The sequence below is a fragment of the Myxococcus sp. NMCA1 genome (genome assembly GCF_026810205.1).
Lineage (GTDB): Bacteria > Myxococcota > Myxococcia > Myxococcales > Myxococcaceae > Myxococcus > Myxococcus xanthus_A.
Genome location: NZ_CP113950.1, coordinates 4,230,048 through 4,252,169, shown reverse-complemented (window position 1 = coordinate 4,252,169; position 22,122 = coordinate 4,230,048). Strand labels below are relative to the sequence as shown.

Genomic DNA, 22,122 nt, shown 5'->3' with positions numbered 1-22,122 from the left:
CATCATCGCAGGTAGAGGCCCAACGCGAACAGCACTCCAAACACGAGCTGCAGTCTGGCCGTGGACCCCAGGGCCGGATTCAGCGCCGCGCCCTCCTGCCTCAGCACCCGCTGCAGCGGGGGAACCGCCAGGGGCAGGCTCAGCAGGGACAGGAACACCCAGGGGCTGGCCAGCTTCAGCGCGTACATCGCGAAGGGCGTGGCGTACGACAGCACCAGCAGCAGGATGTACTCCGCCTTCCCCACGCCCGTGCCGAAGCGGACCGCCAGGGTGCGCTTGCCAGCCTTCACGTCCGTCGTCACGTCGCGCAGGTTGTTGACGACGATGAGCATCGTGCCGCTGGCCCCCACGGGAACCGCCGCCCACCACGCCGCGGGGTCCACCGTCCCCGCCTGCACGTAGTAGGTCCCCGTCACCGCCACCAGGCCGAAGAAGATGAAGACGAACACGTCTCCTAGGCCGTTGTAGCCCAGGGGGAAGGGACCGCCCGTGTACGCGTAGCCGCACAGCAGCGACGCCAGGCCGATGGCGATGATGGGCCAGCCCCCCACCGCCACCAGGTACAGGCCCACCGCCGTGGCCAGCGCGAAGCACACACCCGCGCCCGCCAGCACGGTGCCCGGCGCGATGAGGCCACTCTGCGTCACGCGCTGAGGGCCCAGCCGTTCGTGCGTGTCGGCGCCCTTCTTGAAGTCGTAGTAGTCGTTGATGAAGTTGGTGCCAATCTGGATGAGCACCGCGCCCAGCAGCGCCGCCAGCGCGGGCAGCAGGCGCCCCACGCCCGAGCCGAACGCGAGCCCCGTGCCCACCAACACCGGCACCAGCGCCGCCGTCAGCGTCTTGGGACGCGCCGCCATCACCCAGTGCTTCACCCCGGGACGGGGCTTCACCGACAGCGGGCCCGGCGCCGGAACCGACGTGCTCACGACGTCACCCTTCCCTCGCTCACGGTCATGGGGCTGTCGAACTGCGGGGCCTCGTACCAGGGCGTCTGGAGGAACCCGAGGACTTCACGGGCATAGGCCTCCGGCGCTTCCAGGTGCGGCGCGTGGCCACAGCCTTCGAAAGCGTGGCGCCAGACCACCGGCAGCTCCGTGGCCATGCGGCGGGCAATCTGGGTGAACTTCGAATCCGCCGCGCCCGTCAGCAGGAGCGTGGGCAGCCGCTGGGCGTGCAGCGCGGGCCAGAAATCCGGCTGGACGCCCAGGCCCAGGCACTCCAGCGCACCAGCGAGACCCTCCGCCGTGCAGGCGCGGCGCTGTGAGCACAGCGCGTCCTTGCGCTCCTGCGGAAGCTGGCGCAGGCCGTCGAACAGCGGCAGCTGCTCCCAGCGGTCCACGAAGGCGTCCACGCCTCGCGAACGAATGAAGGCCGCCAGCTGTCCGTCCGCTTCACGCCGGGCCGCGCGCTCCTGGCGCCGGTGCAGCCCGGGCGAACCACTCTCCATGATGAGCCGGCCGAAGCGGTCCGGCGCGCGCACGGCCGCCGCAAGCGCCACGCGTGCCCCCTGCGAATAGCCCAGCAGATCCACGGGCCCCTGGCCCAGCGAGTCCACCAGCGCGACGAGCGCGTCCACCGTTTCCACGAAGGCCTCACGCCCCCGCTGGTCCGGCAGCGGCGTGGCCCCATGGCCGGGAAGGTCCACCGCCACCGCGCGCACGTCGCGGCCCAGGAGCGGACGCAGCCCGTCGAAGGCCCTGCGGCTGCCGGTGAAGCCATGCAGCAACACGAGCGGACGGGAGCCCTCACCCCACGTCTCGTAAGCCAGCTTCACGCCCATGGTCCTTCTCCCAGTGAGGCCGCCATTCGAGCGAACAGCCGCCGGTGCTCATCCACATTCGCGTTGCGGTCCACGCGCACTTCCACCAGGTGGAGTCCGCCCTCCAGGCCCTCGCGCACGGCCGACCTGAGCGCAACGGGCGTCTCCGGCCGGTGGAACCGGGCGCCGCCCAGCGCCGCCGCGTGGGACAGGTCCACACCGTGCGGCGTGCCGAAGAGCGTCTCGAACGTGTCCCGAGGCGCGACCTGGGCGATGGGGAGGAACGAGAAGATGCCGCCGCCATCGTTGTTCACCGCCACCACCGTGAGCGGCACTCGCGTGCGCGACGCGGTGACGAAGGCTCCCACGTCATGCAGCAACGCCAGGTCCCCCGTGAGCAGCACCGCGGGACGTCCCGCCGCCGCTGCCATGCCGAGCGCGCTGGAGACGATGCCGTCGATTCCGTTGGCCCCCCGGTTGGCCAGCACCCGCAGCGGCACCGTGCCTGCCGGAGCGAAGGCGTCCAGGTCGCGGATGGGCATGCTGCTGGACACGAAGAGCGGCGCGCCCGCCGGAAGCGCCGCTACCACCTCGCGAGCGATACGCGGCTCGGAGAGAATGTCGGGCTGCTCCGCGAACGCGGACTCCAGCGCCGTGCGCACCCGCTGCTCCGCGGCCAGGAAGCCTCGCGCCCATGGACCCGCGCCACGCGCGAGCCCTCGCGTCAGGGCCTCACAGGCCGCCACCGCCGAGCCCTCCACCACCGTGGATGCGCGGTGCGCCGGGTCGAACAGCCCGCCCCCGTCGCTGAAGAGGACGATGTCCGCGCCCGAGCCGTCCAGCCACTGCTGAGGCACCTTCGGCGTGAGCCCACCCCCGAAGCGCAACACGAGCTCCGGACGGTGCGCCTTCGCGAACGGCGCGTGCCGCAACATCGCGTCGTAATAGGACAGCGTGAGCGGGCCGCCGCCATAACGGGCCTGCGAGGTGGACTCGGCCAGCACGGGGTAGCCCGTGGCCTGCGACAGCGCGCTGATGGCCGCCGCGAATCCATCCGTTTCATCGCGCGGGCCACACACGATGACGCCGCGAGGGGTCGCGGCAATCTTACGGCGGACCTCGTCTAGGGTGGCCGCGTCCGGCACCGGCTCGGGCGGGACGATGCGCGTCAGCGGCGCACCGGCGCGTCCCGACTTCGCCAGCGCGCTCAGCGACGCCTCGGCGAAGGGCTCGGCGATGGGGGCCAGCGGCTCGCGGAACGGGACGTTGAGCTGCACGGCGCCCCGCGGCGTGCGCCACGCGCTGACGACCGCGCGGGCAACGGTGGCACGCATGTGGATCAACGCCGCGTCATGCGCCTCGGGCTGACCGAGGTCCGCGTAGAAGCGCGCGTGCTCTCCGAAGAAGCGCGCCTGTGGCACGGTCTGCGGCGCGCCCCAACCCTGAAGCTCCAGGGGCCGATCCGCCGTCAGCACCACCAGGGGCACGTGAGACAGCGCGGCCTCGATGACCGCCGGGTAGAAGTGCGCGCCCGCGGTGCCGCTGGTCGCCACCAGCACGACCGGCGCGCGCGACTGCTTCGCGAGCCCCAGGGCGAAGAAGCCCGCGCTGCGCTCGTCGATGACGGACCACGTGCGCAGCCCCTCCGTCCCGGCGCAGGCCAGGGCCAGGGGCGATGACCGGGAACCCGGGCACACCACCGCGTGACGAACCCCACCGCGCACGAGCTCTTCCAGCAACGCGCGCGCCCACAGCACGTTGAGGTTAGCGTCGGACGACATCCCCGCCTCCCAAGGCCCGCAACATGGCCAGGCTCTTCATCTCCGTCTCCCGCCACTCCGAGTCCGCGTTGGAGCCAGCCACCAGCCCCACGCCGACGAACAGCCGGGCCTTCGCGCCCTTCACGCGCGCCGAGCGCAGCGCCACCATCAGGTGCGCCCGCCCAGGCCCCACCCAGCCCACCGGCCCCGCGTACCACCCACGGTCCAGGCCTTCGTGCTCCACCAGGAACGACAGTGCGCGCTCACGGGGCGTACCACCCACGGCCGGCGTGGGATGCAGCGCCTCCACCACCTGCGCCGGCGTCACCCCCGGCCGCAGCTCGGCGCGAAACCCCGTCCGCAGGTGCACGACGTTCTTCAAGGCCAGCAGCGCGGGCTCCGCGTCCGACGACACCTGCTCCGCCAGCGGCGTCAACGCGGTGACGAGGTAGCGCACCACGGACGCGTGCTCGCGCACGTTCTTGTCATGGCCCCGCAGCCCGTCCGCATGGCCGGGCGCGGCCGTGCCCGCCAGGGCCTCCGTCTCCAGCACCTGACCGTCCACCCGGCACAGCGTCTCCGGCGTCGCGCCCAGGAAACACGTGTCGTCCGGCGCGCGGAACAGGAAGGTGGCGCAGCGGGGATTCTGCTCACGCAGCCGCGCCAGCACGTCCACCACATCAAAGGGCGCGGGCCCTTCCGCATCCAGCGGGCGCGCCAGCACCACCTTCTGGAGGTGCCCGGACGCAATCGCGTCCAGCGCGCGCTGCACCCGCGCCTCGAAGTCCGGCCGCGACGCGCGCAACTCCAACGCCACGGGCTCGCCGCGCGCATGCCGGTACGCCTCCGGGAAGCAGGCACGGACGCGCTCCAGCCGCGAGCGCACCAGGTCCTCACCCCCGCGGCCTTCCTGCGCGAAAGCCACCAGGCACACGCCGCGCGCCGTGCGGAACACCAGCACCTCGGGCAGCGTCCAGCGCGTCACACCGTGCGACGCCCACGCCGTGTCCACCGTGCCCGAGTCACCGAAACGGATGCCGCCAAACCAGGGGCCCGGCATCGACTCCGGGGCTTCGCCCAGCCAGCGCACCTGCGCGCGGCCCAGCGAGGCCAGCACGCCAGGAATGTCGGAGGCGTCCTGCGCCTCCACCACCGCCGCCTCACCCCACCCCGCCGCCGCGTCCTGCGCCAGCGGACGCTCCCAATAGACGGTCGGAACGCCCAATACGTCCGCACCCGCGAGCGGATCCACCACCGCGAGGGGCGTCATTCCGGCCACCCAGCGCTGGCTCTCAACGGGATTGTGCGTCTTCATCAGCGTTCCTCATCGGCGATTGCGTCGCAATCACCTTCGGTTGTCTTCTAAGCCATCTCGGCTATACATGCACCAAGGAGTTCAAAACCTCTTGAACTCCATGAATGGGAGGGTCCGTGGGAGGCAAGCGGCCAGACGAACCAGCCGGGTCCGGACGGGCCCCGGGCGCGCTGCGGGTGCTTCGCGTGGAGCGGCCCGAAGGCACTCGCGTGCGAGTGGGCCCCGTGGAAATCGGAGGCCCCGGGTTCGTCGTCATGGCTGGCCCCTGCGCGGTGGAAGGCGCGGAGCAGGTGCAGCACGCCGCCTCGGTGGTGGCCGCCGCGGGTGCCCATGTCCTGCGCGGTGGCGTATTCAAGCCTCGCACCAGTCCCTACGCATTTCAGGGCATGGGCGAGCCGGGCCTGCACGTCCTGGCGGAGGCCGGGCGCCGCCACGGCATGCCCATCATCAGCGAGGTGATGGAGTCGGCGCAGATTCCCCTCATGGAGGAGTCCACGGACATCCTCCAGGTGGGTGCGCGCAACATGCAGAACTACTCGCTGCTTCGGGCGCTGGGGAAGGTGCGCAAGCCCGTGCTGCTCAAACGAGGCCTGTCGGCCACGTTGCAGGAATGGCTGCTGGCCGCCGAGTACATCCTCGACGGTGGCAACGAACAGGTGATGCTGTGCGAGCGCGGCATCCGCACCTTCGAGACGGAGCTGCGCAACACGCTGGACCTGGCGGCGGTGGCCTGGGCGAAGCAGCGCTCCCACCTGCCCGTCATCGTCGACCCGTCCCATGCGACGGGCGACCCGGCGCTCATCCTCCCCATGTCGCTGGCGGCCGCGGCCGCGGGGGCGGATGGATTGTTGATTGAAGTCCACCCGAAGCCCGAGCTGGCCATGTGCGATGGGCACCAGGCCCTGACGCCCGAACGCTTCGAGACGTTGATGCGACGGCTGCCAGCCGTGCTAGACGCGGTGGACCGACACCTTTGGCGGCCGGAAAGCCCGGCCCAGGTCGTGAGGGCACGATGACTACTGAAGTCCGTGAGATGTTCTCTTCCATCGCCACGAAGTACGACGTGACGAATGAGGTCCTCTCGTTCGGCATCCACCGGCTGTGGCGCCGGACGGCCGTCCGGCTCAGCACCGCGAAGGATGGAGACCGCGTCCTCGACTGCGCTTCGGGCACTGGCGACCTGGCCCTGGCCTTCAAGCGCAAGGTGGGCGTCTCCGGCCGTGTCGTGGGCACGGACTTCTGCCCGGAGATGCTGGAGAGCGCCCCCGCCAAGGCGGAGAAGGCGGGCCTCCAGGTGGACTTTCAGGTGGCCGACGCGATGGACCTGCCCTTCGCGGCCGACAGCTTCGACGTGGCCTCCATCTCCTTCGGCATCCGCAACGTGGATGACCCGGTGAAGTGCCTGAAGGAGATGGCGCGAGTGGTCCGCCCCGGTGGTCACGTGGTGGTGCTGGAGTTCGGCCAGCCCACGGGCGCCTTCGGGGCATTGTTCCGCTTCTACAGCAAGACGGTGATGCCCACCATCGGTGGGCTGCTGACGGGCAACCGCGCCGCGTACCAATATTTGCCCAAGACATCCGCCTCCTTCCCGGCCGGTGACAAGTTCCTGGAGCTGATGGACCAGTCCGGGGCCTACGCGGCAAAGTCCGCGCATGCGCTCACGTTCGGCACCGCCTACGTCTATGTCGGCACCGTCCGCTGAGGAGCGGCGGCACCTCGTTGAACAGATTCTCGCCTCGGTGGATCCCCGGCTCGCGCCGGGACTGAGGGAGGCGGTAGCCCGCCCGGGCCCCTCCCTGTTCCCCGTCTCCGGACAGACGGTGGTGCTCGCCGGCCACCGGAGCGCGGGCAAGTCGCGTCTGTTGCCCATGGTGGCCCGCATGCTCGCGCGGCCCGGGCTGGACCTGGATGCGCACCTGGAGCGCCTGCACGGGCGCCCGCTGCGCAGATGGGTGGCCGAAGCGCCGCAAGAGTTCCGGGCCGCTGAACGAAGCGCCCTCCTAGCCCTGCCGGCCGGAGGGCTGGTGGCCGTGGGAGGCGGTTTCCTGTCCCACCATCCGGACGCGCTGACCGGGCTCTTCACCCTGGTCGTCCCCGTGTGTTTCGACACCTACCGTGAGCGGCTGCTCACGGACCGGACACGCCCGCGGCTGCGTGCCGAGGTGTCGCTCGAAGAAGAATTGTCCTCCGTGTTCAATGAGCGCGAGGTTCTGCACGCCCGCGTCCCCACCGTGGCCCTGGAGGACTTCCTCCGAGGCTGCCTTGCCCCCGAGGTGCCCCTGTGACGCCCGCCCGGCGCGTCGTCACCCTGCCCCCCACCCTGATCGGCGAAGACGCTGTCCGCTTCGCGCGCGACGGCCAGCGCCGTGGGGCGGACGTCCTGGAGATCCGCACGGACCTGCACGCCCCGGACGCCATCTCGCCCGAGGCGCTGGCGGCGGTGCTGCCGTTGCTCGTCTCCGAGCGGGGCAAGCCGCTGCCCGCCCCCTGGGTGGCCGCGGCCTGGCGCGTGGACAGGGATTTGATGGACGCGTCGGGGCAGCAGGCATCGCTGGCGGCACCCCCGGGAAAGCTGCTCGCGTCGCACCACGCGAGCCGGCAGCTATCCACCGAGGAAGCGCTCCAGTTGTGGGAACGTGAGCTGCCCGCCGACGCCCTGGTGAAGCATGTGGAGCCGATGGCAGACCCGGCACACCTCGTCACACTGATGGAGACGCAGCGGCGGATGGTGGAGCGCTTCGGTGCCACGCGTGTCACGGTGCTGGGCATGGGCCCGGTGGCGTTGCCCACGCGGGCGCTGCTCGCCCGGAACAACGTGTTGGATTATGTCGCGGCGGGAGGCGCCTGGGTCGCGGCGCCCGGCCAGCGGCTGCTGGACGACGCCGTGCGAGAGCTGCGCGGCGCGGACCGGTACACAGTGGCGCCGCCGCTGCGGCTGGGCATCCTGGGGACGTCCATCGTCCACTCGCGCTCGCCGCGCATCCACCGTCAGCCCTTCGACCGCATCGACCTGCCAGAGGACGGGCCCGTGGAGGCCGTGGTGGACGCATTGCTGCCCCACTACGCGGGCTTCGCCGTCACCAGCCCCTTCAAGCTGCGGCTGGCGAAGCACACGGGGTCCTCGCTGGACGCCATCAACACGCTGGTCCGCCGGGGCGACCGGTGGGAATCCTTCAATACCGACACGTTCGGCGCCCGCACGGTGCTCAAGCGGCTCGGGGCTCGCGAAGTCTTCGTCCTGGGGGACGGTGGCGCCACCTCGGCGCTCCGGTCCGTGGCGGCGGAGCTGAGCTGCGACTTGCGCGTCTTGCGACGCGCCGACATCCAGGCGCCTCTCACAGGGGCGGGCGTCTGGACCTGGCCCGATAGGGTGCCCGCTCCTGACGACCTGCGCTTCGACGGGGCCCGTGTGGCGGTCATCGCCTACGGCGCCCCGGGCCGGCGCATCGCCGCGGAGATTGTCCGTCGCGGCGGTACTCCGGTGCTGCTGGGTGCGGCGTGGTTCATCGCGCAAGCCCGGCGTCAGCGCCAACTCTGGGAGTCCGCGACATGAATACCTTCGGCGAACTGTTTCGCCTGACGACGTTTGGAGAGAGCCACGGGCCCGCGCTCGGCGCCATCCTGGATGGCTGCCCCGCCGGCGTGCCCCTGACGCGCGAGCAGATTCAAGTCGCGCTGGACCGTCGGCGCCCCGGCCAGTCCACCATCACCACCGCGCGCAGCGAACCGGACCAGGTGGAGATCCTGTCCGGCGTCTTCGAGGACAAGACGCTGGGCACGCCCATCGCCGCCATCGTGCGCAACACCAACCAGCGCTCGGGGGACTACGAGAAGCTGAAGGCCGAGGACCGGCCCGGCCACGCGGACGCCGTGTGGCGCGAGCGATTCAAGCACCGTGACCACCGCGGCGGCGGGCGCACCAGCGGGCGCGAGACGCTCTGCCGCGTCATCGGCGGCGCCATCGCCGAGGCGTACCTCACCCGTGACGTGCCTTCCATCCGCACCGTCGCCTACGTGTCCCAGGTGGGCAACCTGGTGGCCGCCGTACCCGCGCCGGGACTCACCCGCGAGCAGGTGGACGCCCACGCCACGCGCTGCCCGGACGTCGCCATCCGCGACGAGATGTCCCAGCGCATCCTCACCGCGAAGGAGGCGGGCGACAGCCTGGGCGGCGCCATTGACGTGCGCGTGGAGGGCCTGCCCGTGGGTCTGGGCGAGCCTATCTTCGGCAAGCTCAAGGCGCGCATCGCCCAGGCCCTGGGCAGCATCGGCGCCGTCACGGGCGTCGTCTGGGGCCCGCCGGACCTGCTCGAGCGCATTGGCCAGCCCGGCATCCAGTTCCACGCCGTGAAGGACGCGTACGGCGGCATCCAGGGCGGGCTCGCCAATGGCGAGCCGATGCAGATCCGAACCTTCTTCAAGCCGCCCGCGACGCTACAGGAGCATGCGAAGGGTGGCCGTCACGACCCGTGCATCATGCCCCGCGCCGTCCCGGTGCTGGAGGCCATGGTGTCGCTCGTCATCGCCGACCTCGTCCTCCACCTCAACGCGAGGCCCCACGCGCCATGAGTGCTCTTCCTCCCGGGGCCTACCGTCCGCCGTCCGACCGCTGGGGCACCTTCGCCCGCCTCGCCAAGAACCTGCCCGAGGGCAGCGTGGCGGTGGTGGACCGCACGGTCGCGAAGCTCCACCCCACCCTCATCCCCACCCTGGAGGCGCGCAGCCCCCGCGCCATCATCCAGCTCACCGGCGGCGAGAGCGCCAAGACATTCACCGCCCTGGAGAAGGTCCTGGCCAACGGCCTGGCCCTCCCGCGCTCCGGCACGCTCGTGGCCGTGGGCGGCGGCACCATCGGTGACGTCTCCACCGTGGCCGCGCACCTCCTCAAGCGCGGCGTGCGCCTGGTGCAGGTCCCCACCACGCTGCTGGCGGCGGTGGACAGCAGCGTCGGCGGCAAGGGCGCTGTCGACATGACGGTGCGCGGGCGCGTGGTGAAGAACCCCGCCGGCGTCTTCCACTACGCGGACGAAGGCTGGGTGTGCCCCGAGTTCTTCGACACCCTCTCCGATGCGCAGCGCCGCGAAGGCGCGCTGGAGGCCTGGAAGATGGTGGCCAGCCTCGACGCGCCACTCTTCCGCCGCTACGTGCGCAAGCCGCCCGCGCTCGAGAAGCTGGTGAAGGACGCCCGCGCCCTCAAGGAAAGCATCTGCGCGCAGGACCCGTACGAGCACACCGGGCTGCGACGGGTGCTCAACTTCGGGCACACCTTCGGCCACGTGCTGGAGAGCGTGTCCCGCTTCAAGCTGTCCCACGGCGACGGCGTGGGCCTGGGCATGCTGCTGGCCCTGGACGTGGGCCGTCACCTGGGCGTGACACCGGAGCCCGTGGCCGCCGAGGTCGAAGCCGCCCTGGCCAATGGCCCTGGCGTACTGGGCCGCGAGCGCGCCGCCGCTCTGCTCCGCCGCGCGCCGATGAAGGACGTGCTGGCGCTGCTCACCGCCGACAAGAAGGCCGGCGCCAAGGGCGAGCTGCGCATGGTGCTGCTGACGGCCATTGGCGCCACCGAGGTGCGAGACGTGGACGAACCGAGCTGGCGTGCCTTGTGGCCCGCGTGGACGAAGGGGGTGCGCCCATGAGCACGGCGAAGGCTTCCCGCATCCGGGTGGACCCCTCCGCGCTGCACGCCGCGCCCCTCACCCCGCCGGTGTCCAAGTCAGACGCGCAGCGGGCGCTGGTGCTGGGGCACCTCACGGGCTCGTGGCCGCTGCCCTCGGTGCAGGCCGAGGCGAACGAGGACCTCCCCGCCGACGTGCGCGTGCTGCGCCAGGGCATCGAGGCCCTGCGCCTGCCTCCGGACGCCGTGCGCGACATCGACTGCGCGGACGGCGGTGCGCCCTTCCGCATCCTGGCCACCCAGGCGGCGGTGACGCCCGGCGCACAGGCGCGCTTCACCGGCACGCCCCGCCTGGGCGAGCGGCCCCACGGCCCGCTCTTCACGTCCCTTCGCGAGGCCCTGGGTCCCGCGGGCCTCATGCTCACGGAGGGCTCGCCCTGGCCGGTGGAGCTGCGCGCGCCCCGTGACACGTCGACGATCGCTCCCGTGTTCCGCGTGCCCGGCGCCCAGAGCAGCCAGTACGCCTCCAGCCTGCTGCTGGGCTGCGCGGCGCTGTACCTGCGCGAGCGCCGCCCCTGGCGCGTGGAGATTGACGGCCCCCTCACCAGCGCGGGCTACCTGGAGCTGACGCTGACGTGGCTGCGGCGCTTCGGCTTCGACATCCAGCGCTCACCGTCGAGCTACACCGTCGCCGGGTACGTGGCGCCCCCGGCCGTCCCAACGCTTCCGGGAGACTGGTCGTCCCTGGGCTACCTGCTGCTGGTGGCGTGGAAGACGGGCGGAACCGTGGTCCGCGCGGACACGGACAGTGCCCACCCGGACGACGCCATTGTCCGGTTGATTGAGCAGGTGGGCCTGCGCGCGGTGCCCACCGGTGCGCCCTTCACGCTGAAGGTGGAGGGCCAACTGTCAGGAGGCCTGCGCGCCTCCGGCGAGGAGTGCCCGGACCTGCTCCCCACGCTGGCCGCGCTCGCCTGCGTGCTTCCGGCGCCCTCCACGCTCACGGAGGTGGGCATCCTCCGCGTCAAGGAGAGCGACCGTCTTGAGGGCATCCGGACGCTCGTGAAGGCGTTCGGCGGAACCACGGAGCTTCAGGGGGAACGGCTGCAGATCCAACCACCCCGCACGCCACCTTCGGGCTTCGAGATGAGCAGCGAGGGGGACCATCGTCTCGCGATGACAGCTGCGACACTGTGTGTCCTGTCCGGCACGCCGCTGACGCTCACCGGTCCGGAGTGCGTTGAAAAGAGCTTTCCTGGGTTCTGGCGGCAGTTGTCGGGGGTGGGTGTTCGGATAACTGATGCACGCTGAGACCCTCAGTGTCCGACCAGCAGACTTATCGTTCTTTTTTGTTGAAAGCACTCTCCGCCCTGTGAAATCTCCGCCCCATGGCCAAGGACACGCTGACGATCACCGACAATCGGACCGGGAAGACCTACGAGGTCCCGATCGAGAACGGCTGTATTCGCACCAATGCTCTCCGCCAGATCAAAGCGGGCGACGATGACTTTGGGTTGATGGGATACGACCCGGCGTTCCTCAATACAGCCAACTGTAAGAGCGCCATCACCTTCATCGATGGGGACAAGGGCATCCTGGAGTACCGGGGCTACCCCATCGAGCAGCTCGCGGAGAAGTCGAGCTTCCTCGAGGTCGCCTACCTCCTGCTCAACGGCGAGCTGCCCACGCCGAAGGAGCTGGAGCAGTTCAACCACCTCGTCACGCACCACACGTACGTGCACGAGAACGTGAAGAGCTTCATGGACGGGTTCCGCTACGACGCGCACCCCATGTCCATGGTGAGCTCCACGGTGGCGGCGCTGTCCAGCTTCTACCCCGACGCGAAGAACATCAAGGACCCGCTGAGCCGCCGCATCCAGATCACGCGGCTCATCGCGAAGATGCCCACCATCGCCGCGTTCTCCTACCGGCACACGATGGGCCTGCCGTACATCTACCCGGACAACGACCTGTCCTACGTCGCCAACTTCCTGGCGATGATCAAGCGCATCGGCACGTCGACCTACAAGGTCCACCCGGTGCTCGAGCGCGCGCTCGACATCCTCTTCATCCTGCACGCGGACCACGAGCAGAACTGCTCCACCACGTCCGTGCGCACGGTGGGCTCGTCCGAGGTGGATCCGTACTCGGCGGTCAGCGCGGGCATCGGCGCCCTCTACGGCCCGCTGCACGGCGGCGCCAACGAGGCGGTGCTCCGCATGCTCCGCGACATCGGCCACATCTCCAAGATCCCGGAGTTCATCAAGTCGGTGAAGAGCGGCGAGGGTGAGAAGAAGCTGATGGGCTTCGGTCACCGCGTCTACAAGTCCTACGACCCGCGCGCCAAGGTCATCAAGCGCGTGGCCGACGAGGTCTTCGAGGTGACGGGCAAGAACCCGCTGCTCGAGATCGCCGTCGAGCTGGAGCGCATCGCGCTCGAGGACGAGTACTTCGTGAAGCGGAAGCTGTACCCGAACGTCGACTTCTACTCGGGCCTCATCTACGAGGCGATGGGCTTCCAGGTCGAGATGTTCCCGGTGCTCTTCGCCATCCCCCGCACGGTGGGCTGGTGCGCGCAGTGGGAGGAGATGGTGACGGACAACGAGCAGAAGATTGCCCGTCCGCGCCAGGTGTTCACGGGCGCCCCGCGCCGCGACTACGTCCCCATGGACAAGCGCGCCGCCAAGTAGACCGTGACACAAGGCCCGCGCTTCTCGCGTGGGCCAGAGCACGAAGGGGCGAGGAACCGCGAGGTTTCCCGCCCCTTTCGCTTTCCCGCGGCGCCGGTGCGCTCAGCCCGTCCGAGAACCGCCCTGCGGGGACTCGTCGTAGAGCGACTCCACGAGGTCGGCGTACTTCTCCGCCACCACGTTGCGGCGCACGCTCAGCTTCGGCGTCAGCTCGCCGCCCTCCACGGAGAAGTCCTTCGGCAGCACCGCGAAGCGCTTGATGGTCTCGAAGCGGGACAGCTTCGGATTCACGTCGCGCTCCACGAGCTCCTGGAGGAACTGATGCAGGCGGGCGTCCTCCGCGAGCTGGGCGGCGTCCTCCGGCCACCCCTGCGCCTTGGCCAGGGCCCGCGCCTTCTCCGCGTCCAAGGTCAGCAAGGCCACCAGGAAGTTGCGGCGCTCGCCCAGCACCACCGCCTGGCCCACGCCGGGCAGGGCCTTGAGCAACTCCTCGATGTTGGAGGGTGACGTCTTCTTCCCGCCCGAGGTGACGATGATGTCCTTCTTGCGGCCGGTGATCTGGACGTAGCCGTCCGCGTCCAGCTGGCCCACGTCACCGGAGTGCAGCCACCCGTCCACCAGCAGCTCGGCGGTAGCCTCCGGGTTCTTGTAGTACCCCATGCAGACGTTGCCGCCGCGCACCAGCAGCTCGCCGTCGTCCGCGATGCGCAGCTCCACCCCCATCATCGCCCGGCCCACGGAGCCCAGCCGCGTGTGGGACTCGGTATTCACCGTGCCGGGGCCCGTCACCTCCGTCATGCCCCACACCTCGTGGATGACCATGTCGATGGAGGCGAAGAAGTCCAGCACGTCCCGGCCGATGGGCGCCGCCGCCGTGGCGAAGAAGGACACCCGCTCCATGCCGATGCGCTCCTTCAGCGGGGCGAAGACGAGCCGCCGGGCGAGCAGATACTGGGCCTCCAGCGTCATCGGGACGCTCTGGTGGCGCATCACCCGCTCATGCCGCTCCGAGGCGACTCGACGCGCCCAGGCCACCACCCGGCGCTTCGAGGGCGGCTGCGAGGCCAGTCCCTCCTCCGCCTTCGCCTTGAACTTCTCCCACACGCGAGGCACGCCGAAGAAGAATGAGGGGCGCACCTCCCGCAGGCTCTGCGGCATCGTGTCCACCGACGCCGCGAAGTACACCTGCACCCCGTTCAGCAAGGGGCTGTGGAGGGAGATGATCTGCTCGGCGATGTGCGACAGCGGCAGATACGACACAAGCGAGGACGCGTCGGGCCGGCCGAACGTCACCGAGTCGGTGAGCTGCTTCGCCGTCCACACCAGGTTGTGGTGGCTGAGCATCACCCCCTTGGGGTGGCCGGTGGTACCAGAGGTGTAGATGAGCGTGCCCATGGCCTCCGGCGTCAGGGAGTGGACGCTGTCCCAATAGGGCTTCTCGTCCGCGCCGGTGCCCAGGGCCATGACGTCCGAGTAACGCAGCACGCCTTCCGGAAGCACCGTGGGCGCATCGATGACGACCACGTGGCGCAGCTTGGGCAGCCGCTCGCGCAGGGCCAGGGCGGTGCGCAGGTGCTTCTCGTTCTCCACCACCACGAGCGTGGCCTCACAGTGCCCCAGGATGTACTCCAACTGCTCCGAGGCGCTGGTGGTGTAGAGACCGACAGGGACGCCCCCCATGGCGATGGCCGCCAGATCGGCGACGTGCCACTCCTCGCGGTTGAAGCTCAGGATGCCCACCGGCTGGCCCGTGCCCACGCCCAGCGCGTGCAACCCCAGGGCGAAGCGCCGCACCCGCTGCGCATATTCAAACCATGAGGTGGGCGCATAGGCGCCCCCACGGCGCGTCCACAGGGCTGGGCGCTGCTCCTGCTGGGCGGCCCGGTCATGGAGCGCATGCACCACCGTCTTGGGAAGGTCCATGCCCTGAACGCTAGCGGAAGCAAGGCCCCCGACCAATGTCCCCACGTCTCGGACGTTGACAGCTGGTTGGAGTGCTTTGTATGCCGCGCCCGACCATGAGCATCGACTTCACCTGCCAGAAGTGCGAGGCGAGCTTCGAGCTGGACGCTCAGGACCTCATCGAAGGGACTGAAAAAATCGTCTGCCCGCATTGCGACGCCAAGGCGCCCGCCAACCTCACGGAGGACTTCGTCGCAGCGCTCACGGAGATGCGCGCGCAGATCGCCGCGCTCGACAAGCGGTTCGCCGTGTCCATGACGTTGGAGTCCGAGGACCTGGAGGACATGCTCGACGACGACGACGAGGAAGACGACGAGGACGATTCGGAGGACGACGACCTCGATGAGGACGAGGACGAGGACGTCGACGACGAGGAGGACTACGACGAGGACGAGGACGACGACGACCGTCGTTGAGCCTGTTCGCCTGCCCTCCAGCCCGGGGAGCGCCCCACGCAGCAGGGGGTAACCGGGCCTGGAGCGCAACCCTCCCGGCAGATGGCCGGGTGCGTAGCTTAAAGGCGTGAAAACGCCCAACCGCGCCACTTTGTTCGTCGCACCTCTCTCGGCCGTGCTTCTGGCGCTCGGAGGGCTGCTGATGTTTCCCGCCTTCACTCCACCGGTAGCACTGGCGGCCCTGGGAAAGGCTCAGGGTCAGCCCTGCATCACCGAAGGAGAAGACGACCCCAAGGCCTGCTCCGAGCTCGTCGAGCTCGAGGTGCAGGATGTCGTCCCGCTGGAGGAGGCCCAGGCCCACGCCGTGGTCCTGGCCACCAAGGACAAGGGCATCGTCCTCCCGGTGTTCGTGGACGAGGCCTCGGCCATCTCCATCGCCTTCCGGCTGGCGGAGCGTCAGCCACCCCAGCCGCTCGCACAGGACCTCCTGGACGACGTGGTGACGGAGCTGGGCGCCAAGGTGACGGAGGTCCGCATCGACGACCTGCGTGACAACGTCTACTCGGGCCGCGTCTTCCTGGAGCAGGGCAAGAAGAAGATGACGCTGGACGCCCGGCCGTCGGACTCCATCGCCATGGCGCTCACCAGCCATGCCCGCATCCGCGTCACCCGCAAGGTGCTGACGCTGGCCGGCATCACCCGCGAGGAGATCGAGGGCCTCCAGCAGGAAGGCCCCGGCGTGGGCGGCAGCGGGCCGCTGGACGCGCCCGGCTTCCCTGCCCCGGGTGCCCCGAGCGAGCCGCCCATCGACATGGACATGCGGGGCCTGCCGCCGGGCCACTCGATGCCCAAGGCGCCGCTGGGCACGGGCAAGGAAATCGAGCTCTAGGTCCTGACGCGGAGCACTTGCAAGAAAGCCCGGCCCCCCTCCCAGGGATGCCGGGCTTTCTCTCTCTGCCATCGAGAGCGCAAAGGCTCCGCGGCGCCTGGTGAGAGGCCCGCGTTGGCAGAAGAGTTAGTCTCGTGGGCGCAAGGCTGTCAAGCCGGGCACCCCGCCGCCTAGGATGCGCGGCCCTATGCGCAAGGCGAAAATCATCTGCACCCTGGGCCCCGCTTCGGACTCGCCCGAGGTCATCGAAGGGCTCATCCGCGCGGGCATGAACATGGCGCGGCTGAACTTCTCGCACGGCACGCACGAGGAGCACCGCCGCCGGGTGGAAACCATCCGCAAGGTCGCGAAGCGCCTGGGCACGCCGGTGGCCATCCTCCAGGACATCCAGGGGCCGAAGATCCGCCTGGGCCGCTTCGAAGGGGGCCAGCTGCTGGTGAAGCAAGGCCAGAGCGTCACGGTGACGACGCGCAACGTCCTGGGCCAGGACGGCGTCATCCCCACGCCCATCAAGACGCTGGTGAAGGACGTGGCCAAGGGCCACGAAATCCTCCTGGATGACGGGCGCGTGCGGCTGCGGGTGCTGCGCGTCCAAGGGCAGGACGTGCAGTGCCGTGTGGAGGTGGGCGGCGTGCTCAAGAATCACAAGGGCCTCAACCTGCCCGGCTCGCCCATGTCGGTGCCCACGATTACCCGCAAGGACGCGGTGGACCTGGCCTTTGGCCAGGAGGTGGGCGTGGACTACGTGGCGCTGTCCTTCGTCCGCACGCCCGAGGACATCAAGAAGGCGCGCGCGCACGTGGCGAAGCTGAAGACGCCCCTCATCGCGAAGATTGAAAAGCCCCAGGCGGTGGAGCGCGTGGAGGAGATTGCCGCCGTGGCGGACGGCATCATGGTGGCGCGTGGCGACCTGGGTGTGGAGATGCCCCTGGAGCGCCTGCCCGCCATCCAGAAGCGCATGGTGAGCGCGGTGAACCGCATGGGCGGGCTCGTCATCGTCGCCACGGAGATGCTGGAGAGCATGGTGGCCAACGCGCGCCCCACCCGCGCCGAGGTGTCCGACGTGGCCAACGCCATCCTCGACGGCGCGGACGCCGTCATGCTGTCCGGCGAGACGGCCGCGGGCAATTACCCCATCGAAGCGGCGTCCACCATGGCGTGCATCGTGGAGGAGACGGAGCGCGGCGTGGTGAAGCACCAGCACCACTCCCCCTTCGAGCGTTCCGAGGATTTGGGCACCGGCGTGGCCGCGGCGGCCGTGGCGGCGGCGACACAGCTGGGCATTGGCACCATCGTCGCCTACACGGAGAGCGGCCACACCGCGCGCCTCATCTCCGAGTTCCGGCCCCGCGCGCGCATCATCGCCCTCACGCCGAGCGAGACGGCCGTGAATCGCATGGCGCTCTACTGGGGCGTGACGGGCCTGCAGGTGGCGCGCGTCTCCACCACGGACGCCATGCTCAGCCAGGTGCGCCAGTTGTGCCGGAAGGAGAAGATCGGCGCGCCCGGTACGCCCGTGGTGGTGGTGGCCGGGGTCCCACTCAACGTCCCGGGCAACACCAACCTGATGAGCATCCACCGCATCTGAGCGGGCCAGCGGGGCCCCGGGACATGCCGTCACCGGGGCGCTCCGCGGCCAGCGGGCTCAGAGGACCTTCTGCTCGAAGTCGTAGATCTTCTCGACGGCGAGCTGCCGGTAGCGCTCCATGTTGAGCGCACGGCGGGCGCACTCCCACACCAGCTCGTTGGGCGTACGGTCCGGCTCCTTCTTCTTTCGGCGCTTCACCTCCGCCTTGATGGCCTTCACGGCCATGCGGGGGTGGTAGCAAAACGCGGAGGAGAACAGCAGGTGCCCACCGAAGGGGATGAGGCGCGCCTCGATGATGTCCCCCGTCTCCAGGCCCGCGACGTGGCGGCGCTCCGTCACGTCGAAGTCCTTGCCCGAGTACAGCTCGCGCAGACGGACCTCGCCCTTGCCCAGCTTGCGGACCTCGAAGAGACCATGGACCGTCTCCGTGAAGCTCCGGAAGGCGTTGGCCTCCTCGGGCGCGGAACCGGCCAGGCGCTGCTCGTAGAACTCCGTGGCCGGCGTCTTGTTCGTCAGCGGCGAGACGCGGTCATAGAGGTAGAAGTCCAGGAAGGACGCCATCCGCAGTTCGAAGAGCTTGTCGTCCTCGAAGACCTCGCCCGTCAGACGGAAGTACTCCGCCTTGGCCTGGAGCAGGTCCTCCTTGCGCGACTCGGCACTGCCAAAGGCGATGAGCTGATCCAGATACGGCTGATAGGAGAGCGGTGACAGCGACGAGGTCATATTCGGTGGCGCCATCCTACCCCGCCATCAGCTTCGCGAACCTGTCGAAGAGATAGCGCGCGTCATGGGGGCCGGGCGAGGCCTCGGGGTGGTACTGCACGCTGAAGGCCCGCGCGTCCGGAACAGCCAGACCCTCCACCGTGCCGTCGTTGAGGTTGATGTGCGTCACGACGGCCAGGCCCTTGAGGCTGGCGTCATCCACGGCGAAGCCGTGGTTCTGCGCGGTGATTTCCACCTTGCCCGTCGTGAGGTCCTTCACCGGCTGGTTTCCGCCCCGGTGGCCAAACTTCATCTTGTACGTCCGGCCGCCCAGGGCCAGCGCCATGATTTGATGCCCCAGGCAGATGCCGAACACCGGCACCTTGCCCAGCAGCGCCGCCACGGTGCGGTCCGCGCCCTTCACCGCCGCCGGATCTCCAGGGCCGTTGGCCAGGAAGACGCCGTTCGGCTTGCGCGCCAGCACCTCTTCCGCCGTGGTGGTGGCCGGCACCACCGTCACGCGGCAGCCCACGTCCACCAGGAAGTGCAGCATCGACTTCTTCAGGCCGTAGTCGTAGGCCACCACGTCGAAGCGGGGCTCGGCCGGCACCCGCACCTCTCCCAAGCCGGTGAAGACGTCCGGCGAGGGCTGGGTGAAGGTGTAGGCCTCCTTCGTGGACACGCCCGTGGCCAGGTCCAGGCCCTCCATGCCGCGCGCGGAGCGGGCACGCTCCACCAGGGCCGAGGGGGACAGGCCCTCGCTGGAGATGACGCCCATCTGCGCGCCGTGCGTGCGCAGGTGGCGCACCAGGCGGCGGGTGTCGATGCCCTCGATACCGGCGACGCCGTTGCGCTTCAGGTACGCGTCCAGCGACTCCTTCGCGCGCCAGTTGGACGGCTGCGCGCTGAGGGCACGCACCACCATGCCCACCGCGTGTACCCGGGCGCCCTCCTCGTCCTCCGGGTTGGCGCCGACGTTGCCAATCTCCGGGTACGACATGGTGACAATCTGGCCCACGTACGAGGGGTCCGTGAGGACCTCCTGGTAACCGTACATGGTCGTGTTGAACACCACTTCACCCACCGTTTCGCCCACCGCGCCAAACGCACGGCCTTCGAACGTGGTGCCATCCGCCAGGGCGAGCACTGCCCGCTTTGTCATCACCGCGACTCCTTGCTCTGGCCGACCTGGCCCTTGTCGAACACCTTGTGGCCCGCGACCCACGTCTGGATAACGAGCCCCTTCTGCTTCCGGCCATGGAACGGTGTATTCCGGCTGCGGGAATGGAACTGGTGGGCGTCCACCGTCCACTCCGCGTCCGGGTCCACCACCGTGACGTCCGCCGGCGCCCCAGGCGCCAGGTGACCGCCCGGCAGGCCGAACGCCTTCGCGGGCCCGTGCGTCAGCAGCTCCACCGCGCGGTTCGCGGTGAGCACGCCCGCATGCACCAGCTCCAGCGTCAGCCCCAGGGCCGTCTCCAGCCCCACGATGCCGTTGATGCCCTTCTCGAACTCCACCTGCTTGTCCAACACGCCGTGCGGCGCGTGGTCCGTGGCGATGGCGTCCACCGTCCCGTCCACCAGCGCCTCGCGCAGGGCCTGCACGTCGGTGTCCGCGCGCAGCGGCGGGGCCATCTTCGCGTGGGTGTCGTAGTCCCCCACGGCACGGTCATCCAGGATGAAGTGGTGCGGCGCCACCTCGCAGGTGACGCGCAGACCGCTGCGCTTGGCCTCGCGGATGAGCCGCACGCTGCCCTCGCAGGACACGTGCGCCACGTGCAGCCGGCCCTTCGTCTCCTCCAGCAGCACCAGATCTCGCGCCACCATGGCCACCTCCGCGGAAGCGGGGATGCCGCGCAGCCCCAGCCGCGTGGAGGTGGTGCCCTCATGCATGGCCCCACCCGCGGACAGCGTCAGGTCCTCCTCGTGGACCATGACGGGCACGTCGAACTGGGTGGCGTATTGGAGCGTGCGCCGCATCAGCGACGCGTTCATCACCGGGCGGCCGTCGTCGGTGATGGCCACGCAGCCGGCGGACACGAGCTCGCCCATCTCCGCCAGCTCCTCGCCCTTGAGGCCCTTGGTGATGGCCCCGGCGGGATAGACGTGGCACAGGCCCGCGGCGCGGGCGCGGTTCAGCACCAGCTCCGTCACCATGGCGTTGTCGTTGACCACCTTGGTGTTGGGCATGGCCACCACGGCGGTGAAACCACCCGCCACGGCGGCGCGGCAGCCGGTGAGGACCGTCTCCTTGCCCTCCTCGCCCGGCTCGCGCAGGTGGACGTGCAGGTCGATGAAGCCCGGCAGCACCCACTTGCCGGTGGCATCCACCACCTCGGCGCTGGAGGGCACTGGCAGCAGGGTCTCCGACACCTCCACCACCTTGCCGTCGCGGACCAGCACGTCGCGGACGCCGTCCACCCCGTTGCGAGGGTCGATGACACGCCCCCGTCTGAAGAGCACCGTGGAGCTCATGCCGTACACACCTCCAGGATGGCCCGCCGCACGGCGACGCCGTTGGACACCTGCTCCAGGATGACGCTGCGGGCGCCATCCGCCACCGCCGGCGCCAGCTCCACGCCCCGGTTGATGGGGCCCGGGTGCATCACCACCGCGCCCGCCTTCATCCGCTCCTCTCGGGCCGCGTTGAGGCCGAACAGCCGTGCATATTCACGCGTGGACGGCAGGAACGCCTGCTCCTGGCGCTCCAGTTGGACGCGCAGGCACATCACCGCGTCCGCGCGAGGGAGCGCCGCGTCCAGGTTGTGCGTCACCTCCGCGCCCAGCGACTCCAGCCCCGGCGGTATCAGCGTGGGCGGGCCGCACATCACCACCCGGGCGCCCAGCGCCTTGAGGCAGTGCAGGTTGGAGCGGGCCACGCGGCTGTGCAGCACGTCCCCTACGATGAGCACCGTGCGCCCGTCCAGCGAGCCCCAGCGCTGGCGCAGCGTGAAGGCGTCCAGCAGCGCCTGGGAGGGATGCTCGTGCGTGCCGTCACCCGCGTTGATGACGGCGCACTTCACGTGCTTCGCCACCAGGTGCGGCGCTCCGGACGAGCGGTGACGCATGACGATGGCCACCGGCCCCGTCGCCTCGATGTTGCGGGCGGTGTCCAGCAGCGTCTCACCCTTGGATACTGAGGAGCCGGTGTGCGTCCAGTTGAGCACACTGGCCCCCAGCCCCTTCGCCGCCATGTGGAACGACGTTCGGGTCCGGGTGGAGTCCTCGAAGAAGAGGTTTGCCACCACCTTGCCGCGAAGCAGGTGGGTGGTGTCGGGAGCGCCGGGGAGGTGTGCCTTCGCCCGGTCGAGCAGTGACTCCAGCTCGTCCCGGCGCCAGCCTTCGATTCCAAGCAGGTGTCTCATGGCCGGGGGCGCCGCGTACCCCGGGGCGTGCGGCACGTCAAGCGTCGTGCGCGGTGCGCCGGCCTGCCTGCTTCCAGCGAACG

At 69.9% G+C, this 22,122-nt stretch carries 20 protein-coding genes; 11 read left to right on the top strand and 9 right to left on the bottom strand.

Translation table 11 applies throughout. From position 1 onward, the window contains the following. Nucleotides 1–2 precede the first annotated feature (2 nt). Genes OZ403_RS18295 through OZ403_RS18280 form a run of 4 tightly spaced genes read right to left on the bottom strand, consistent with a single transcriptional unit; the run spans nt 3 to nt 4,834 of the window. Nucleotides 3–926, bottom strand: coding sequence for a 1,4-dihydroxy-2-naphthoate polyprenyltransferase (locus OZ403_RS18295; RefSeq protein ID WP_140791535.1), 924 nt, complete (start codon nt 924–926; stop codon nt 3–5). Next, nucleotides 923–1,780 (bottom strand): 2-succinyl-6-hydroxy-2,4-cyclohexadiene-1-carboxylate synthase, encoded by an 858-nt coding sequence (gene menH, locus OZ403_RS18290; RefSeq protein WP_140791533.1) that lies wholly within the window; start codon nt 1,778–1,780, stop codon nt 923–925. Before menH ends, OZ403_RS18295 begins: the two co-directional genes overlap by 4 nt. Next, nucleotides 1,771–3,540, bottom strand: coding sequence for a 2-succinyl-5-enolpyruvyl-6-hydroxy-3-cyclohexene-1-carboxylic-acid synthase (gene menD, locus OZ403_RS18285; protein WP_140875122.1), 1,770 nt, complete (start codon nt 3,538–3,540; stop codon nt 1,771–1,773). The genes menH and menD overlap by 10 nt, the downstream gene beginning before the upstream one ends. Next, nucleotides 3,524–4,834, bottom strand: coding sequence for an isochorismate synthase (locus OZ403_RS18280; protein ID WP_140791529.1), 1,311 nt, complete (start codon nt 4,832–4,834; stop codon nt 3,524–3,526). Before OZ403_RS18280 ends, menD begins: the two co-directional genes overlap by 17 nt. 116 nt (nt 4,835–4,950) lie before the next feature. Between OZ403_RS18280 and aroF the strand changes: the two genes are divergently transcribed. The 8 genes from aroF (at nt 4,951) to OZ403_RS18240 (ending at nt 13,138) form a co-directional block, all read left to right on the top strand. After that, nucleotides 4,951–5,850 carry a 3-deoxy-7-phosphoheptulonate synthase gene (gene aroF, locus OZ403_RS18275; protein WP_228559141.1) on the top strand — a complete coding sequence of 300 codons (900 nt, stop codon included), beginning with the start codon at nt 4,951–4,953 and terminating at the stop codon, nt 5,848–5,850. Then, nucleotides 5,847–6,536 (top strand): bifunctional demethylmenaquinone methyltransferase/2-methoxy-6-polyprenyl-1,4-benzoquinol methylase UbiE, encoded by a 690-nt coding sequence (gene ubiE / locus OZ403_RS18270; protein ID WP_140854820.1) that lies wholly within the window; start codon nt 5,847–5,849, stop codon nt 6,534–6,536. Before aroF ends, ubiE begins: the two co-directional genes overlap by 4 nt. Nucleotides 6,537–6,573: 37 nt before the next feature. Beyond that, on the top strand, nt 6,574–7,119 hold the full coding sequence (locus OZ403_RS18265; RefSeq protein WP_237078364.1) for a shikimate kinase: 546 nt from the start codon (nt 6,574–6,576) through the stop codon (nt 7,117–7,119). Next, entirely contained in the window at nt 7,116–8,387 is a 1,272-nt protein-coding gene (locus OZ403_RS18260; protein ID WP_268784708.1) for a shikimate dehydrogenase, read from the top strand. The genes OZ403_RS18265 and OZ403_RS18260 overlap by 4 nt, the downstream gene beginning before the upstream one ends. Then, nucleotides 8,384–9,403: a chorismate synthase gene (aroC, locus tag OZ403_RS18255; RefSeq protein WP_140854816.1), complete on the top strand. Its 1,020-nt coding sequence runs from the start codon at nt 8,384–8,386 to the stop codon at nt 9,401–9,403. Before OZ403_RS18260 ends, aroC begins: the two co-directional genes overlap by 4 nt. Next, nucleotides 9,400–10,470: a 3-dehydroquinate synthase gene (locus tag OZ403_RS18250; RefSeq protein ID WP_140791516.1), complete on the top strand. Its 1,071-nt coding sequence runs from the start codon at nt 9,400–9,402 to the stop codon at nt 10,468–10,470. Before aroC ends, OZ403_RS18250 begins: the two co-directional genes overlap by 4 nt. After that, nucleotides 10,467–11,759: a 3-phosphoshikimate 1-carboxyvinyltransferase gene (locus tag OZ403_RS18245; protein WP_174259291.1), complete on the top strand. Its 1,293-nt coding sequence runs from the start codon at nt 10,467–10,469 to the stop codon at nt 11,757–11,759. Before OZ403_RS18250 ends, OZ403_RS18245 begins: the two co-directional genes overlap by 4 nt. Before the next feature lie 77 nt (nt 11,760–11,836). Beyond that, the gene (locus tag OZ403_RS18240) at nt 11,837–13,138 is read left to right on the top strand and encodes a citrate synthase (RefSeq protein WP_140791512.1); all 1,302 of its coding nucleotides are present in this window, start codon (nt 11,837–11,839) and stop codon (nt 13,136–13,138) included. Between the two features lie 102 nt (nt 13,139–13,240). Here the strand turns inward: OZ403_RS18240 and OZ403_RS18235 are convergent, their stop codons facing one another. Beyond that, complete coding sequence (locus OZ403_RS18235) at nt 13,241–15,061, bottom strand: AMP-dependent synthetase/ligase (protein WP_268784707.1); 1,821 nt, start codon at nt 15,059–15,061, stop codon at nt 13,241–13,243. A gap of 80 nt (nt 15,062–15,141) precedes the next feature. On the opposite strand from OZ403_RS18235, the gene OZ403_RS18230 reads away from it, so the two are divergent. The 3 genes from OZ403_RS18230 to pyk all read left to right on the top strand — a co-directional run bounded on the left by OZ403_RS18230 (nt 15,142) and on the right by pyk (nt 17,972). Further along, nucleotides 15,142–15,516: a hypothetical protein gene (locus tag OZ403_RS18230; RefSeq protein WP_174257006.1), complete on the top strand. Its 375-nt coding sequence runs from the start codon at nt 15,142–15,144 to the stop codon at nt 15,514–15,516. Between the two features lie 181 nt (nt 15,517–15,697). Next, nucleotides 15,698–16,384: a bifunctional nuclease family protein gene (locus OZ403_RS18225; RefSeq protein ID WP_140791510.1), complete on the top strand. Its 687-nt coding sequence runs from the start codon at nt 15,698–15,700 to the stop codon at nt 16,382–16,384. 187 nt (nt 16,385–16,571) lie between these two features. Next, complete coding sequence (gene pyk, locus OZ403_RS18220; protein ID WP_140791508.1) at nt 16,572–17,972, top strand: pyruvate kinase; 1,401 nt, start codon at nt 16,572–16,574, stop codon at nt 17,970–17,972. A 57-nt stretch (nt 17,973–18,029) separates the two neighbouring features. Here pyk and OZ403_RS18215 read toward each other — a convergent pair whose 3' ends face one another. From OZ403_RS18215 to OZ403_RS18200, 4 genes are read right to left on the bottom strand one after another with little or no spacing between them, the layout of a single operon-like run. Then, entirely contained in the window at nt 18,030–18,695 is a 666-nt protein-coding gene (locus OZ403_RS18215) for a hypothetical protein (RefSeq protein ID WP_090491433.1), read from the bottom strand. 16 nt (nt 18,696–18,711) lie between these two features. Then, entirely contained in the window at nt 18,712–19,836 is a 1,125-nt protein-coding gene (gene carA, locus OZ403_RS18210; RefSeq protein ID WP_268784706.1) for a glutamine-hydrolyzing carbamoyl-phosphate synthase small subunit, read from the bottom strand. After that, entirely contained in the window at nt 19,836–21,149 is a 1,314-nt protein-coding gene (locus tag OZ403_RS18205) for a dihydroorotase (protein WP_140791504.1), read from the bottom strand. Before OZ403_RS18205 ends, carA begins: the two co-directional genes overlap by 1 nt. Further along, a complete protein-coding gene (locus OZ403_RS18200) occupies nt 21,146–22,039 on the bottom strand; it encodes an aspartate carbamoyltransferase catalytic subunit (RefSeq protein WP_140791502.1) in 894 nt (297 codons plus the stop codon). Before OZ403_RS18200 ends, OZ403_RS18205 begins: the two co-directional genes overlap by 4 nt. Nucleotides 22,040–22,122 lie beyond the last annotated feature (83 nt).

Bases quoted from the DNA above. Each gene is read 5' to 3' on its own strand.
- OZ403_RS18250 (WP_140791516.1), top strand. From the start codon at position 9,400: ATGAGTGCTCTTCCTCCCGGGGCCTACCGTCCGCCGTCCGACCGCTGG.
- pyk (WP_140791508.1), top strand. From the start codon at position 16,572: ATGCGCAAGGCGAAAATCATCTGCACCCTGGGCCCCGCTTCGGACTCG.
- carA (WP_268784706.1), bottom strand. From the start codon at position 19,836: ATGACAAAGCGGGCAGTGCTCGCCCTGGCGGATGGCACCACGTTCGAA.
- OZ403_RS18235 (WP_268784707.1), bottom strand. From the start codon at position 15,061: ATGGACCTTCCCAAGACGGTGGTGCATGCGCTCCATGACCGGGCCGCC.
- menH (WP_140791533.1), bottom strand. From the start codon at position 1,780: ATGGGCGTGAAGCTGGCTTACGAGACGTGGGGTGAGGGCTCCCGTCCG.
- menD (WP_140875122.1), bottom strand. From the start codon at position 3,540: ATGTCGTCCGACGCTAACCTCAACGTGCTGTGGGCGCGCGCGTTGCTG.
- OZ403_RS18280 (WP_140791529.1), bottom strand. From the start codon at position 4,834: ATGAAGACGCACAATCCCGTTGAGAGCCAGCGCTGGGTGGCCGGAATG.
- OZ403_RS18200 (WP_140791502.1), bottom strand. From the start codon at position 22,039: ATGAGACACCTGCTTGGAATCGAAGGCTGGCGCCGGGACGAGCTGGAG.
- OZ403_RS18215 (WP_090491433.1), bottom strand. From the start codon at position 18,695: ATGACCTCGTCGCTGTCACCGCTCTCCTATCAGCCGTATCTGGATCAG.
- OZ403_RS18205 (WP_140791504.1), bottom strand. From the start codon at position 21,149: ATGAGCTCCACGGTGCTCTTCAGACGGGGGCGTGTCATCGACCCTCGC.
- OZ403_RS18225 (WP_140791510.1), top strand. From the start codon at position 15,698: ATGTTTCCCGCCTTCACTCCACCGGTAGCACTGGCGGCCCTGGGAAAG.
- ubiE (WP_140854820.1), top strand. From the start codon at position 5,847: ATGACTACTGAAGTCCGTGAGATGTTCTCTTCCATCGCCACGAAGTAC.
- OZ403_RS18245 (WP_174259291.1), top strand. From the start codon at position 10,467: ATGAGCACGGCGAAGGCTTCCCGCATCCGGGTGGACCCCTCCGCGCTG.
- OZ403_RS18240 (WP_140791512.1), top strand. From the start codon at position 11,837: ATGGCCAAGGACACGCTGACGATCACCGACAATCGGACCGGGAAGACC.
- aroC (WP_140854816.1), top strand. From the start codon at position 8,384: ATGAATACCTTCGGCGAACTGTTTCGCCTGACGACGTTTGGAGAGAGC.
- OZ403_RS18230 (WP_174257006.1), top strand. From the start codon at position 15,142: ATGCCGCGCCCGACCATGAGCATCGACTTCACCTGCCAGAAGTGCGAG.